The 13,396-nt window shown below is 59.8% G+C and carries 9 protein-coding genes and 1 tRNA gene; 4 read left to right on the forward strand and 6 right to left on the reverse strand.

Annotation, left to right across the window (positions count from 1 at the left end):
* Position 1 precedes the first annotated feature (1 nt).
* Genes bcsA through HGI47_RS11050 form a run of 3 tightly spaced genes read right to left on the reverse strand, consistent with a single transcriptional unit; the run spans position 2 to position 5,450 of the window.
* Positions 2–4,408, reverse strand: a complete 4,407-nt coding sequence (bcsA, locus tag HGI47_RS11040; protein WP_168852816.1) for a UDP-forming cellulose synthase catalytic subunit — start codon at positions 4,406–4,408, stop codon at positions 2–4.
* Entirely contained in the window at positions 4,405–5,133 is a 729-nt protein-coding gene (locus HGI47_RS11045; RefSeq protein WP_168852817.1) for a cellulose synthase operon protein YhjQ/BcsQ, read from the reverse strand. Before HGI47_RS11045 ends, bcsA begins: the two co-directional genes overlap by 4 nt.
* On the reverse strand, positions 5,133–5,450 hold the full coding sequence (locus tag HGI47_RS11050) for a hypothetical protein (RefSeq protein WP_168852818.1): 318 nt from the start codon (positions 5,448–5,450) through the stop codon (positions 5,133–5,135). Before HGI47_RS11050 ends, HGI47_RS11045 begins: the two co-directional genes overlap by 1 nt.
* A gap of 360 nt (positions 5,451–5,810) precedes the next feature.
* Here HGI47_RS11050 and HGI47_RS11055 point away from each other — a divergent pair.
* Positions 5,811–5,887 (forward strand) — tRNA-Met (locus HGI47_RS11055).
* A 238-nt stretch (positions 5,888–6,125) separates the two neighbouring features.
* Here HGI47_RS11055 and HGI47_RS11060 read toward each other — a convergent pair.
* Positions 6,126–7,682, reverse strand: a complete 1,557-nt coding sequence (locus tag HGI47_RS11060; protein WP_168852819.1) for an acyl-CoA dehydrogenase — start codon at positions 7,680–7,682, stop codon at positions 6,126–6,128.
* A 255-nt stretch (positions 7,683–7,937) separates the two neighbouring features.
* On the reverse strand, positions 7,938–8,336 hold the full coding sequence (locus tag HGI47_RS11065; RefSeq protein ID WP_370521693.1) for an acyl-CoA dehydrogenase family protein: 399 nt from the start codon (positions 8,334–8,336) through the stop codon (positions 7,938–7,940).
* A gap of 46 nt (positions 8,337–8,382) precedes the next feature.
* On the opposite strand from HGI47_RS11065, the gene HGI47_RS11070 reads away from it, so the two are divergent.
* From HGI47_RS11070 to HGI47_RS11080, 3 genes are all read left to right on the forward strand, one after another.
* The gene (locus HGI47_RS11070; RefSeq protein ID WP_168852821.1) at positions 8,383–8,574 is read left to right on the forward strand and encodes a hypothetical protein; all 192 of its coding nucleotides are present in this window, start codon (positions 8,383–8,385) and stop codon (positions 8,572–8,574) included.
* A gap of 77 nt (positions 8,575–8,651) precedes the next feature.
* A complete protein-coding gene (locus HGI47_RS11075) occupies positions 8,652–11,045 on the forward strand; it encodes a TonB-dependent receptor (protein ID WP_168852822.1) in 2,394 nt (797 codons plus the stop codon).
* A 125-nt stretch (positions 11,046–11,170) separates the two neighbouring features.
* Positions 11,171–12,217, forward strand: coding sequence for a phosphotransferase (locus tag HGI47_RS11080; RefSeq protein WP_168852823.1), 1,047 nt, complete (start codon positions 11,171–11,173; stop codon positions 12,215–12,217).
* Between the two features lie 508 nt (positions 12,218–12,725).
* Here HGI47_RS11080 and HGI47_RS11085 read toward each other — a convergent pair.
* Positions 12,726–13,396 (reverse strand): hypothetical protein (locus HGI47_RS11085; protein WP_206066126.1); only part of this gene is annotated, 671 nt, incomplete at its 5' end.

Below are 13,396 nucleotides of genomic sequence, written 5' to 3' on the forward strand. Positions count from 1 at the left end.
CTCAGGCACCCTCTTCATCATTGGCAGCAAGGCGGGCCTTGGCCTGGCGGCTGAAAAACAGATAAACCGGGCCGGTGAGAGCAAGCGCCAGCAACAGGGTGGACAGCGCCATCAGCAGCGGCCGTTTGCTGAACCAGTAAGCCACTTTCATCCATATCGGCAGCGAACCGACCCAGTAGGTCGGGCCGACAGCATAGCTGGCCATCCCATCGCCCGAAGTGACGGAAAGATCGCCCTGAATCTGGGCGTTGATCTTGGCATCGGCCATGCCATCGACCAATTGCGGCAACTGGCGCGGATCATCGGCCAACAGGGCAACAACGGTGCGATCCGGGGCATAGGGAGAGCGGAAGCTGGCAATGCCGGTGAAGCCACGCGCGCTTTGCACGATGGCAGCGACTTCTTCGGGATCAGCCTGATCACGGTTGCTGAACAATGCGCCGACGTATTGCAGCGGCGAACCCTGGCTGACTTTCAGCCCGCCCCCTTCGTAGTGAACCGGGGCATTCGCAAAGAACTGCTCCGCCCCGGCAAGCGAGGAACTGCCAATGACAAGGACGTCCTGATCGGCAAGGCGTTCTGGCTGGATACGGTCCGCAACGGTCACGCCGGTGGCGGCAGCGCCGGTTGCATCGCCAAACCGCCCCATCAGGCCAAGGAAAGCTTCGACCGATGCGGGCGATGGGTTACCCGCCATGATCACCGTTGTTTCAGCCAGATCGGGGCGCACCGTGAAAGGATAGCCTGCGCTGGCGAAAGGGGCGAGGTCGGGCATTTCGATGCCGTGATAGGCATCGGTCAGGTCGATGGTCGATTCAGGCAGGACCGAGACGCGAACGTTATCGGGCAGCATTCCGGTGCACTTCTGCTTGTTGGCGACGATCAGGTTGTAATCGAACACGATCTCATTCTGGCCGAACAGGGCATAGCGTGGAAGAACGACGCTCTGATTGCCATCGTGGCTGTTTACGCCCTTCGATCCGAACAGACCCGTCCACCAGCTACCGGTGAGCGGCAGCGTTTTCAGATATTGTCCGTTCATCGAAACATCGAGGCGCGACGCATCGCGATCAAGCCAGTTGGCGATCGGATATCGATAGCGCAGATCGATCTCGCCGCCTTGGCGCGGCCAGAAAAACAGGTCTGGGGCAACCCGGAAGCGCGCCGTTAGAGGGCCGGGGGGCAGGCCCAGACCTTGGAGGGCATAGGGTTCGGTCATTTCACCAAGGCGGATGGCGCGGTCGGTCGGCAGCCAGCGTGGCGCGCCGTAGCGTGGCCAAGTGGGGATGCGCGCGCCTTCGAAGCTCATGCGCGGGCCGCCGAACACGCCCTTTCCGGTGGCAATGGCTCCAGCGGCAAGGCGCAGTTCGGCATTGTCGCGGCCCATGATGACGAGCAACGTACCAGTCTTGTCGCGCGGGTTGGCGATGACGGCAGCCGAGGGACCGTTCACCGCAAGGCCGAGTTCGGGCATTGCGCCGTTGCGATTGAGGAAGACCACGGCGTTGCCGGTGGGAAGCTGGCCGAAAGAGGGCTTGAACGCGAAGCCGCGATAGCTGGCAAGGCTGCCCAGCCACGATGCGATGGGCGCTGCAGCCTCAAGCTCGCCGGCGCGGGGCTGTCCGGCAAAGACGAACGGCACCTTGAGCGCGGCGTTGATGCCCTTTTCGAAGAAGGGCGCTGGCAGGCGGGCGAGGTCAGGGCGCATCGGCAGATGCTGCTTGGTCAGATCCAGCCACGAGCGGGTGTTGCTGATGTTGGCCCAGAGCAGGCTGTTGAACGGATCTTCGCAATCGCGCGCATAGTGGCCGATCAGGCGCAGGTTGAGCTGATTGTCACCCGGCAGGAAAAGCGCAGGGTTGACCGGAACGGTGATAACCTGTCCGCCTGAGTTCTCTGGCTTCAACGGGACGATCTGTGCGACTTCACCGTTGACGATGACGACGAGCTGGCTGCTGTCGCCCAGCAGGGCGGGCGACCATGCCGCCTGAAGCGTGATTGTGGCGGCGCTGACCACTTCGTCCTGCCGGATGCCGAAGGGAATGCTGATTTCGCCGCGCGTGCCCTGAAGGCGGATCGCGTTGCGGATGCGCAAGTCCTTGAAGGTAAGGCGTTCGGTATCGAGTGCCGTGGTGGTTGGCGCGGGCGCTGAGGGCGCGACGACGGGTGCGGCACGGACTGCGCCGGGCAGCATTGCATATCCGGCAGTCGCAATGGCGAGCGCGATGGCGGCGGCTTTCGCGAGGGGGGCAGCGGTAAGACCGGAGGCCTTTTCTGCGTCCTTTGCGGCCTTCGCCATCGCGGCCTGTTCTGCCTTTTGCACCCTGCGTTCGGCAAAGTTCAGGCGCAATGCGCGCTTTACGGTCATGGCGTCGATCACGATGATATCCTGAAGCGAGCGCAGTCCTGCCACGCGCTCGGGTGGGGCGGGGCGCTGCCAGGCGTCGGCTCTACCCATGATGGCGCGCACAAGCTGGCGTGCGGCAATGTTTTCCAGCGGACGGAACTTGACCGAAACGAAGCCATCGCGGCGGCGGATCTGATCCACGCGGATCGCCAGATTTTCAGCACCGGTGGACAGGACCACGTGCGTGACAGCGATATCGAGCGGTGCAACGCCCGCGGGCAGCTCAATCGCAGCGCCGCCCATCGAAATATCGGTAGTCATGCCTTTGGCAACGTGACCGGATGCGAAGTGGACGGTTACGGGCAAGCGCGCTTGCAGGCGGATTTCCTGCCGCGATTGGCGGGTTTCGCGTGCCACCGATACAGCGGCCAGCAGCAGGATCAGGCTGAAGCTTGCCCATGCCAGATTGAGCGCCAACGTATCGAGCTGGACGTTGAAGTATTGCGGGAAGAAGGCGTACTTGGCGATAGCCAGCGCCATGCCGCCAACCAACAGGCCAACCGTGATCAGGTGCGGCTTGACAATGGCCCAATCGAAATAGGTCCGGTCCAGCACGCCGCCCTTGTCGGTCACGTTGAACTTGCCCTTGCGCGGCTGGAACCATGTGATGACGGTGGGTGCAACCAGGTGGAAGGCGAGGATCGTTTCGTAGATCTCCCCCCAGAACGGACGCCGCCAACCAACCTGCTGCCGCTCGGATGCAACCTGCGAACAGAACAGGTGGGGCAGGGCATAGGCAAAGATCAGCGAGGCAGAGGCCTGAATGATATTCTGGCCGAAGATCAGGTAGGCCAGCGGGCTGGTGAGAAACACAATGCGCGGCAGCGGAAACTGGAAGTGCAGCATGGCATTGAGGTAGCAAAGTCGCTGCTGCCATTTCAGGCCCTTGCCCAGAAGCGGATTATCGATGCGCATGATCTGGGTCATCCCGCGCGCCCAGCGGATGCGCTGACCGACATGGACGACGAGGCGTTCTGTGGCGAGGCCTGCGGAAAGGCGCGCCGAGATATAGGCCGTGTTCCACCCCATGCGCTGCAGTTTGAGCGCGGTGTGCGCGTCCTCGGTCACCGTCTCGCCCGCAAAACCATTGGTCTGCATCAGCGCTTCACGGCGGATCACGGCGCATGATCCGCAAAAGAACGTGGCGTTCCACAGGTCGTTGCCGTCCTGAACTGGGTTGTAGAACAGGTCGCCTTCGCCGGGCATATCGCGCACGGGAGCCAGATTGCGCTGCACAGGATCGGGCGAATAGAAGAAGTGCGGCGTCTGCATCAATGCCAGCTTGGCGTCCTTCTGGAACCAGCCAAGCGACAGTTGCAGGAACGAGCGTGTGGGCACGTGGTCGCAATCGAAGATGGCGATCAACTCGCCATCGGTCTTTTTCATGGCGGCGTTGAGATTGCCGGCCTTCGCGTGCAGGTTGTTGTCGCGCGTGATGTAACCACAGCCTGCCTCGCGCGCGAAGGCGCGGAATTCGGGGCGGCGGCCATCGTCGAGAATAAAGACCCGGAAGCGGTCTGCCGGGTAATCCATGTCCATTGCCGCGTAGACCGTGTTGCGGACGATCTCCAGGCTTTCGTTGTAGGTCGGGATGTAGACATCGACTGTCGGCCAGTGGTCGGGGTCGCCTTCGATCTCCACTGGCGGGCGTTCAAGCGGCCAGCTTGTTTGCAGGAAGCCCAACAGCAGCAGGACCCAGGCGTAAAGCTCTGCCAGATAGAGGCCGCTGCCGAACAGGAATTCGGGCAAGGTGTTGAACTGCAAGGTCTGGGTGGTGCGCCAGAACATGTAGCGGGTGGAGGTGAGGATCGCGAGAATCCCCAGAGTCAGCGCCGCCTTGCGCGAACCGCGCCGCGAAAGCAGTATCGTGCCGATGACCGTGCCGCCTGCCATCAGCCACTGCTGGTGCAGATCGAGCGGGACGCCGATCACGACGGCAGCCGCAAAGAGGATAGCGCCGATGGTGATCCACGGCAGCATCTTGTTGTACAGGCGGATCATGCAGCGTTGCTTTGCGTGTCGTTTGCGTCAGGCAGGGAGCCAAGCCGGATGGGGGCCGACAGCAGGGCTATCCGTTTCGCGATGCCCGTAATGTCGGCAAGCGCGGCGCTCGCGGGAGAGTGGCGTGAAAGCGGCTGCATCATTGCGCCGGCTTCGGCCACGGCTTCGTCTGCGTGGATCGTGGTCAGCAGCCGCTCGCCCAGCAGTTCGCGCACGAAGCTGGCGGCATGGCGGCCAAGCCTGCGGGTATCGTCGCAACGATTGAGGATGAAAAATGTGTTGGCCGGCAGCGTCGCGAGCGCAGCAGGCAAGCCGTAGAGGCACTCGGCGGTCGGCGCGAGCACGCAAAGTTCGATATCGGCAAAGGGACGCAATTGTTCAGCAGCGCCTGCTGCGGCACCCGAGAGGTCTGCAATGTGGATCACTTCGCCCGCAAAGCTGAAATCGCCGCAAGCAAGGCCTTCACCGAGATCCTTGCTGGCCGATTGCGCTGCGGCATCCAGCAACCTGACCCCGTGAATCGGACCTGCCGCAGCGGCAGGGGCATCGAAGCCCGGCAATGGCTGATGGGAATCAAGGCCGAAATGAAGGCCCAGTGTGCTGCTTTGCGACAGGTCGAGGATTACCGCCGATTGCCCGCCGCTCGCGATCGTCATGGCCAGATTGGCCACAAGGCTGGTCACGCCAACGCCGCCGCGCAGGCCGGAAAGGAGAACGAGTGCCATCAGATGGTCCCCTTCTGTGCTGCTGCAGAGATCTGGGCGAGCAGGCTGCGGACGTCTCCTCCCGGTTTTTGTTTGGGTGCGGCCTCGTCTCCGCCATATTTGCGCGAGAGAACCGAACCGATAGGGGCCATTTCGGGCGAGGATTGTGCGGTCGCAGGGGCCAAGCTGTGCGCTGCGCTTTCGAAAACGCGCGGATCACGGATCACCGCTTCGAAAACGGGCCAGGTTTCCAGTTCGGAAAAACGGTCGGCAAATTCCTTGTACTTGAACTGGCTTCGCCCCAGCCTGCCCAGCAACGTCTTTACGTCGGACCGCATTCTACTGCCCTCAACTTCCGGGGCGCAGCGCATCTCCAATCGGTTCATTTTCGATGGATTAGCGGCTATGCCCTTAGTAGATTTACGTAATTCCTCGCAGACAATGGTAAACGCGGAGATAATTACAGAAAATTTATCGTTCAAAATCAGAGGCGGGGTGCGGCTCGTGCGGGAAATTATGCGGCTTGCAGCGGCACCAGATCACAATGCCGCGCTTGAATGCGGACTGTTCCAACTATGTTTGTGGATTTTTCTGCCGAACGAAAAAATTCCCCGGCTAACCGGTTGACCATGCGCCACAGCGCGGTTAGGAGCGCGGCCTACCGACGGACCAGCCCAACACGGCAACGGTCTGGATGTGGCGGAGTAGCTCAGCTGGTTAGAGCAGCGGAATCATAATCCGCGTGTCGGGGGTTCGAGTCCCTCCTCCGCTACCATCTAAATCGTTGAAAATTAAATGTATTTAGGTGGGTTGCCGTTTGGTCGTTCCAATTGACGTGTTGCGCCTTGTTGCGTTGATTTCCGGGCTTTTCTGTTCATTCCGCTGGGTTCCCGGCAACTCCGTGCAACATGGTTGCGACACGGAATCAGGCGTGTTGACAGCGCCTATTGGCAGCGGTGGTTTCGCCAGTATGCCTTCCATTTCGCTGCCCAGCCGCCTCTGACCATTGCGCACTATAGATCGCCGCCGATGGGGGATTTGCACCAAGCTGCGGTGCGGTTGCCTTTAGCATTGCCGTCCGAGAGGCCGCGCATGGTCGGGCCTGTAACCTTCACATGGCCTTCAGGGCTTTTACCGTTGGGTTTGGCACCATCGGCCAACACCTGCTGCAGGCGGATGGTGTAGTTCTTCAGCCCCTGCGCTTCGACATGGAACCGGGCTATCTGCGAACGGACCAGTGCACTATCGAGCGCTGTGCCTTGGCTCCTGCGTGCTGCACGTGCGCGCTGGATGAGCGTTCTGGCCGAGGTGCTCGAAACGCGTTTTTCGCCTTCGCCGATGCCGCTGGTTGTGGTTCGTTCTGCAGCTAGCACCGACATGGCGACGGCCCAGCCCTTGCCGACATCGTCCAGTCGGTAGCTGCATGGAACCACTGCGTCGACGATAAAGGTTTCGCAGAACCCGGTTTCGCCATTGATCTGCCGAATGGGGCGGGTGGTGATTCCGTCCCGGTGCATGTCGATGATGAAGAAGCTGAGCCCCGCATGCTTCGTGGAAACAGGGTCGGTCCGTGCCAGCAGGATGCCGAAATTGGCCAGGTGGCCGCCGCTGGTCCAGACCTTCTGACCGTTGATAATCCAGTTGTCGCTCTGGCGAACCGCGCGCGTGCGAACCGCTGCAAGGTCCGATCCGGCATTGGGTTCGGAGAACAGCTGGCACCAGTAGACGTCGCCGCGATAGGTCGCCGCCTCCCAGTGCTGCCTTTGCTCTGGAGTTCCGTGACGTCCTATCGCTGCCATGGCCTGCGCATAGCCGATGCCGCCAAGCGGCATTGTGAGGCCTGCCCGAGACTCTTCCTGCGCAAGTATCTGCTGCTGTCGCTTTGTCCCGCCGGCTCCGCCCATTTCGACCGGTCGTGCAATGGCTGCATAGCCTGCCGCATGCTTGGTCTGTGCCCAGCGTTTGGCAAGATTGGCGGCCTCGGGCGTCTCCCAATGTGCAGGCAGCGGCTGAAAGCCGAGTTTCTGCTCGGCCAGCCAGGCTTGGACGGCAGCCCGATAGGCGGCATCTTCATCACAGTCCGGACGACTGGAGAGGCGTGCTCCCGAAACGGCGCCAGGCTCTGAGGTGTTTTCCAACGCCGTGATGAGGCGCTTAGACCAGAATTCCCGTGATCCGAGGTTGAGCGCCAACAGTCGTGCGCGGCGATAATGGAAATGGCAATCGGATTCCCATGTGAAGCCGATACCGCCGTGGAATTGCAGGTTGTTGCGGGCCATGCCTTCATACGCATTGATCGCAGCAATCCGCGCGGTTGCCGCAGCGGCCGGTAAATCTGCACGATCCTGATCGAGCGCTTCGGCTGCGTGAAGTGCGTTGCAACCCGCCAGCTCGATCGCCGCCAGATTGTCGGCAAGCCGGTGCTTGATCGCCTGATAGGACGTGAGGGGGCGTGCAAATATGGTGCGCGCCAATGTGTAATCGCGGACCATAGTCAGTGCGGTTTCCGCGCCGCCCACCTGTTCGAAGGCTTCGAGCACCGCAAATCGATCGAGAAGCTGATCAAGCATCGCCGTGGCATCAACCGGGCCCAGTCATTCAGCCTTGGCATTGTCGAACTGGATCTCGCTGTACTGGCGAAGCTGGTCAATGGCCGAAAGCCCCGGATGCGGACGTCCGGCTGATGCAGGTCCACCAGCGCCAGCACCGGCGCACCCTCTTCGCGTGCCACGACGATGCATAAGCCAGCCCAGCCCGCATCGGCAACGGCGGTCTTGAAGCCGGTCAGCCTGCCCGCGCTGAACGTGGTGCTGACAAAAGCTGCATCAAGGGCTTCGTTTCCTTCTGCCTAGGCAAAAGTGCCTATGGATTTTTCCTGTGGCAATCAGGGGCAGCCAGCGCATCTTCTGGTCTGGCGCGCCAGCCAGCGCGAGGGTCTGGGCGGCCTGGCACACAGAGGAGAAGAATGGCACCGGCGCCACTGCGCGGCCGATTTCTTGGGAGACGATGCCCAATTCCAAAGCTCCCAGGCCGACGCCACCGAATTCCTCTGCAATGGCCGTGCCCAGTACGCCGAACTCGGACAGCGCCCTCCAGACATTGTGATCGAGGGGCTGGTTCTTCTCGATAGACTGTCGAAGCACGTCGGATGAACTCAGGTCTGTCAGAAGCTGTCTCAACTCCTGCTGCAGAATCCTCTGCTCCTCGTTGAGATGTAGCGCAATTCTCTAGTTCATCCTGTCCAATTTCGATCCGAGGCAAGGGCTGCGGATGGCAGCGCAGGCGTCGCCGGGGGTTCTGACAACCACTATTATCGTTTATATGATTTTGAGATTAAAAGGTAGTCAAGAGCTATCAGATGGCAGCTGGGCCGAGCTTGCTGCGCTGCCCGATGCCAACAGCGGCGCAAACGCGGCAGAGCGGCAAAATCTTCAAAGCCGTATTAATTATATTGACGATTAAGATGTTTCGCCATAGGCAGGATGCGGCAAGGACGTCCGGGAATAGCGGGCGCCGCAGATTAGAGGGAGGATGTCTAAATGAAAACGGTGCTACGTTCGACACTTCTGGCCGCAACCCTGCTCGCGGGCATTCAAGCGTCTCCAGTGTCGGCTCAGGAAGCTCAGGGCGACCAGGCAGATGATCAAACGGGCGGAGGTATCCAGGATATCGTTGTTACGGCCCGCCGGGTGTCAGAGAGCCTGCAATCGACGCCGGTGGCTGTAACTGCTGTCGATGGCAACGCCCTCACGAACAATCAGGTGCGTACCGTTGATCAGCTTCAAGCGATTGCGCCGGGGCTTGTTGTCCAGCCTGCAACTGCACAGCCTGGCTCGGCATCATTTTCATTGCGCGGCCAGAGCTCGCCTGATGGCCTGATTGCTATCGATCAGTCGGTCGGTGCCTATGTCGATGGCGTATATGTCGCGCGTTCTTCTGGCGGATTGTTCAATTTTCTGGATGTTGAGCGCGTCGAGGTGTTGCGGGGACCGCAGGGAACGCTGTTCGGTCGCAACACCACCGGTGGCGCCATCAACGTCGTCAACCGGAAGCCTACCGATAAATTTGAAGGTATGGTCTCTGCGGGTATCGGCAATTACGAAGCGCGGGACTTGTCTGCAGTCATCAACGTGCCGATCGCGGCGGGACTCGCCGCGCGCGTAGCCTATTCGCATAACGAACATGAAGGCTATGGTGTCAATGTGCCGTTCAACCAGCGTGTCGGCGGCGACAATACCGAATTTGTCCGTGGAACGATTGCCTTTGACGATGGCGGCGCATTTCGTGCGGCATTGCAGGCTGACTATACGGATCGTCGCACGGGTGGCGAACTGGTTGGCCTGAAGAGCTTTACGCCCACCGCATTGAACGGCTTGCTGGTCGGCTTGTGTTCGGGGCCGACTGCCTTGGCCGCCTGTCCTGTAAAAGGACCTGCGGGTGACACGCTTGCCAACTATGCCTGGGAAGGCAATGTCAGGGGGACAGGCGGCTTCTGGCGCGTCTTCAACAGCATGCCCGGAATCTATGGCGACGCGGAAACATGGGGTGCCAGCGGTACCTTTGAATATGACTTTTCCGAAGCATTCAATGTCAAGTCGATCACCGCATGGCGCGGCATCGATACCGGATCGCTGTCCGACAACGACGGAACGCCTTACCTGTTTACAGGCGGCCTAGTCAGGGCGGACGGCAACTTCATTCATCAGCGCCAGTTCAGCCAGGAGCTGCAATTCTCAGGTTCGCTGCTGGATGGAAATCTGGACTATATCTTGGGTGCGTTCTATTTCGTGGAGAACGGCACTGACCGTTCGAAGAGCTACGCGCTCTTCCCGCTGAGCCCTTCGCTGGGTTATGTAGATGCAACGGTTAGAAACGAAAGTCAGGCTGGGTTCGGTCAGCTGACCTACAGCATAACGCCGACGTTGCGGTTCACTGGTGGCCTGCGCTACACCAAGGACATCCGATCGATAGTCCGACGGAACCGCGCTGAGACCCCAGGCGGAAGTGGCAACTTTACATGTTCGATGGACGCCACGACGCTTGATACGCCGGGCGTATGTGCCTCCACCAACCGCAGAACATATGATTACTGGTCGTATACCGCCGGGCTTGATTGGCAGGCATCGGACGACATTTTCCTTTACATCAAGACCAGCAAGGCCAATCGTGCCGGCGGATTCAATACGCGAGCGATTACCGGCGGAAGCTCAGTCACCTTCGATCCGGAGACCGTCACTGACTATGAAATCGGCGGCAAGTTCGACTTTTTGGACCGGACCGTTCGACTCAACCTCGCTGCCTTTTACAGCGACTATCAGAATATCCAGCGCAACGTGCCTGTTGTGGCGCCGAACGGCACCCTGACTTCGGGCAACCAGAACATCGCAAAGGGCCGTATCAAGGGATTCGAGGCCGAGTTGGTCGTTGCTCCCACGCAAGGGCTGCGATTGAGCGGTGCTCTGACGCTGCTCGATCCAGAATACACCAGTTTCAACATTCCGGTGACCCGCAATGGCGCGATCGTGAGTGTTGATGTCAGGGACACGCCATACACCTACACGCCCAAGACGTCGTTCACGCTGGCGGCGGATTACGAAGTTCCGGTCGGCCCCGGTAAACTGGCGCTGCACACCGACTATTCCTATCGCAGTGAGACCTTCGGCGTTGGGCCGCTGATTGGGCAGGGGCTGTTCGGAGACACCAATCGCACCTCGAACCGCATCCCCAGCTTTGGGGTGCTCAACGCGCGGATTGCCTACAGGTTGGACGAGCCCGATCTTGAGGTGGCGCTGTTTGCCCGCAATCTGGGCCAGACGCGCTATTATCAGCGCATTCTGGCGCTGGAGGATACGCCGTTGGGCACGAGTTCCTATCTTCCTGGCAACCCTAGGACCTATGGTGTTTCTTTGACCTACAAATTCGGGGGCTATTGAGTTCGAACCTTGCCGAGGAGCAAGTCAGCTTTTGCGGATCATGCGATCGATGCCGCCGAAAACCGGAGTTTTGAAAGATGCCCGATGGTGGATGCGATACTGTGACAAGGCCTGTAGTAGCTGGCTTGCCCAAGGACACGGCGTCAATTACAGCCGCTTGGCTCACAAAAGTGTTGCAGCAAGACTATCCCGGAACCGTGGTGACGTCGCTCTACCTCGGTACGATCATTCCGGGCACCGCGACCAAGGTGCGATTGCTGCTGTCCTACAACGAAGCAGGTCATGCCCATTGCCTGCCACCGACAATGTGGTTGAAGGGGGGCTTCATTCGCCATGATTTCACCTTCGACGAGTCGTTCGTCTGGGAGGCCAAGTTCTTCAAGAACTGGGCTCCCTCGGTCGAGATCAATATTCCCAAGGCTTTCTGGGCAGACTGGGACGAGGGTGAGCAAGGATTGGTGCTGCTCGAGGATCTCGCGGCGCGCAACGTCAGTTTCGGGCTGGCGACCAAGCCAATGACGCTCGACCAGCAGGCTGGTGCACTAGATATTCTTGCTTGCCTCCACGCCCGGTGGTGGAACTCGGCTCAATTGGCCCCTCTGCGCAGTTTTTCGAATGTCTGGGACGCAGCGGACCGGGTGGTAATGATGATGCTCGAAAAAGACTATTTCGATCGTTGCATGGCCATGGATCGCTGCAAGGAAATCACGGGCCCGTATCGCGATCGTGAACGGGTGGAGGCCGGTTTGCGAATGCAATGGAAGCGGTCGCTCGAGATCGCGCAGTGCTTCAGTCATGGTGATCCGCATCTGGGCAACATGTATTTCGAGACCGATGGAACGCCGGGCTTTCTGGATTGGCAGGGCTGGCAATCCGGGCCGTACATGCACGATGTCGCCTATTCCATTATTGGCGGGCTCGATGTTGCCGAGCGGCGCCTGCATGAGCGCGACCTGCTGGAGCATTATCGCCAGCGGCTCGTTGCCAATGGCGTCAAGGATGCACCGCCGGCAGATGAGGTCTGGGAAGCTTACCGCCGCCACGCAATGCATGGCTTCATGTGGGCCTTCACACCTACCGAAATGCAGCCCGAAGAAGTCTGCGTAGCAGAGGGCCACAGATTTGGAGTCGCGGTGCGCGATCTTGATACATTTGGTGCTTTGGGCGTCTGATGGGCATAGCAGCGCCTAGATCTGGGGCAGGCCTACACAAGGGGGGCGGCCTGCCCTTATTTACGTTAAAATGCGCACGCCTGCTAGCCGACGGTCCGACCCACACACGACGAAGCAGAAGGACGAATCGCGCTTTCGATCCAGGCAAGGGAACACGGTCCAAGGACCCGGCGGGGTGCCTTGCTGGCGGTGATCAGTGCTACCCTCGGGCCGAATGCTTGATGTTTGCACAATGCGGCTATCCCCGCTGCCATGCATCGACGATCGGGGTTTCGCTTTCTCCACTGCACAGAATGCCCCGGCCCCATCTGGCCCCAGCCGTTCATTCCGCCCGCAATCTTCATCCTTTTGACAGAATGACGAATAATGTCATAATGTAAAAAGGATGAAGAGGATTGGTCATGTTTGCGCAACTGCCACGGCTGGAAGATTTGGAAGACAAGAGTTTCGATGCTTTTGCGGTCGAGCGAGCTGCAACGGGCGAGACGATCGACCCCTATCCCAAACTTCACGAGCTGATGAATGCTGCAGCGTGCACAATGGCAGTTATCGGAAGCTGTTTACTGACATTCCCGATTTCCAGCTCGGGCATATGGACCAGTACCTGGTGTTCTGTCACGACGCGTGCAGGCGCGTGCTGATGGACCCAAAGAGCTTTCGTAATCATGACGTCTTCAAGCATAGTCTGGGAAAGAGTTTCGGACGAACGATCACGGTGATGGACGCGCCGGAACATGGTCGCTTGCTCAAAGTGTTCCAAAAGGCGTTCCTGCCACAGGTGGTTCGCCAATGGGGTGAGAGCGTTGTCGATCCGGTAGTCGACGCGCTGATGAGAAAGGTCATTGATTGATGCGAGGCCGATCTGATTGAGGATTATACCCATCATTTCCCGTTCCAGGTGATCTACCGGCAATTGCAGCTTGCGCCTGATCAGGCTCCGATCTTTCACAAGCTGGCTGTGGCGCAGCTTTGGTCGACCATCTGAGCACCACAGGGCGCGGAAGCAATACGAAAGCTGGGCGATTTTTTCGAGGAGCTGATCGAGATGCGCCGTGCGCAGCCCGGCGATGATCTGGTCAGCCATCTGGACACCCGCAATAACCGCGACTTTGGCGGCACGCTGACCGGTTTTGTGTTTGACGGGTCGAGTGCGGGCATTTGAGCGGGCTGGTGGGCATT

The sequence above is a fragment of the Novosphingobium sp. ERN07 genome, assembly GCF_012641335.1.
In the GTDB taxonomy this organism is placed as follows: Bacteria; Pseudomonadota; Alphaproteobacteria; order Sphingomonadales; family Sphingomonadaceae; genus Novosphingobium.

Bases quoted from the DNA above. Each gene is read 5' to 3' on its own strand.
- bcsA (WP_168852816.1), bottom strand. From the start codon at position 4,408: ATGATCCGCCTGTACAACAAGATGCTGCCGTGGATCACCATCGGCGCT.
- HGI47_RS11045 (WP_168852817.1), bottom strand. From the start codon at position 5,133: ATGGCACTCGTTCTCCTTTCCGGCCTGCGCGGCGGCGTTGGCGTGACC.
- HGI47_RS11050 (WP_168852818.1), bottom strand. From the start codon at position 5,450: ATGCGGTCCGACGTAAAGACGTTGCTGGGCAGGCTGGGGCGAAGCCAG.
- HGI47_RS11060 (WP_168852819.1), bottom strand. From the start codon at position 7,682: ATGCTTGATCAGCTTCTCGATCGATTTGCGGTGCTCGAAGCCTTCGAA.
- HGI47_RS11070 (WP_168852821.1), top strand. From the start codon at position 8,383: ATGGCAGCGCAGGCGTCGCCGGGGGTTCTGACAACCACTATTATCGTT.
- HGI47_RS11075 (WP_168852822.1), top strand. From the start codon at position 8,652: ATGAAAACGGTGCTACGTTCGACACTTCTGGCCGCAACCCTGCTCGCG.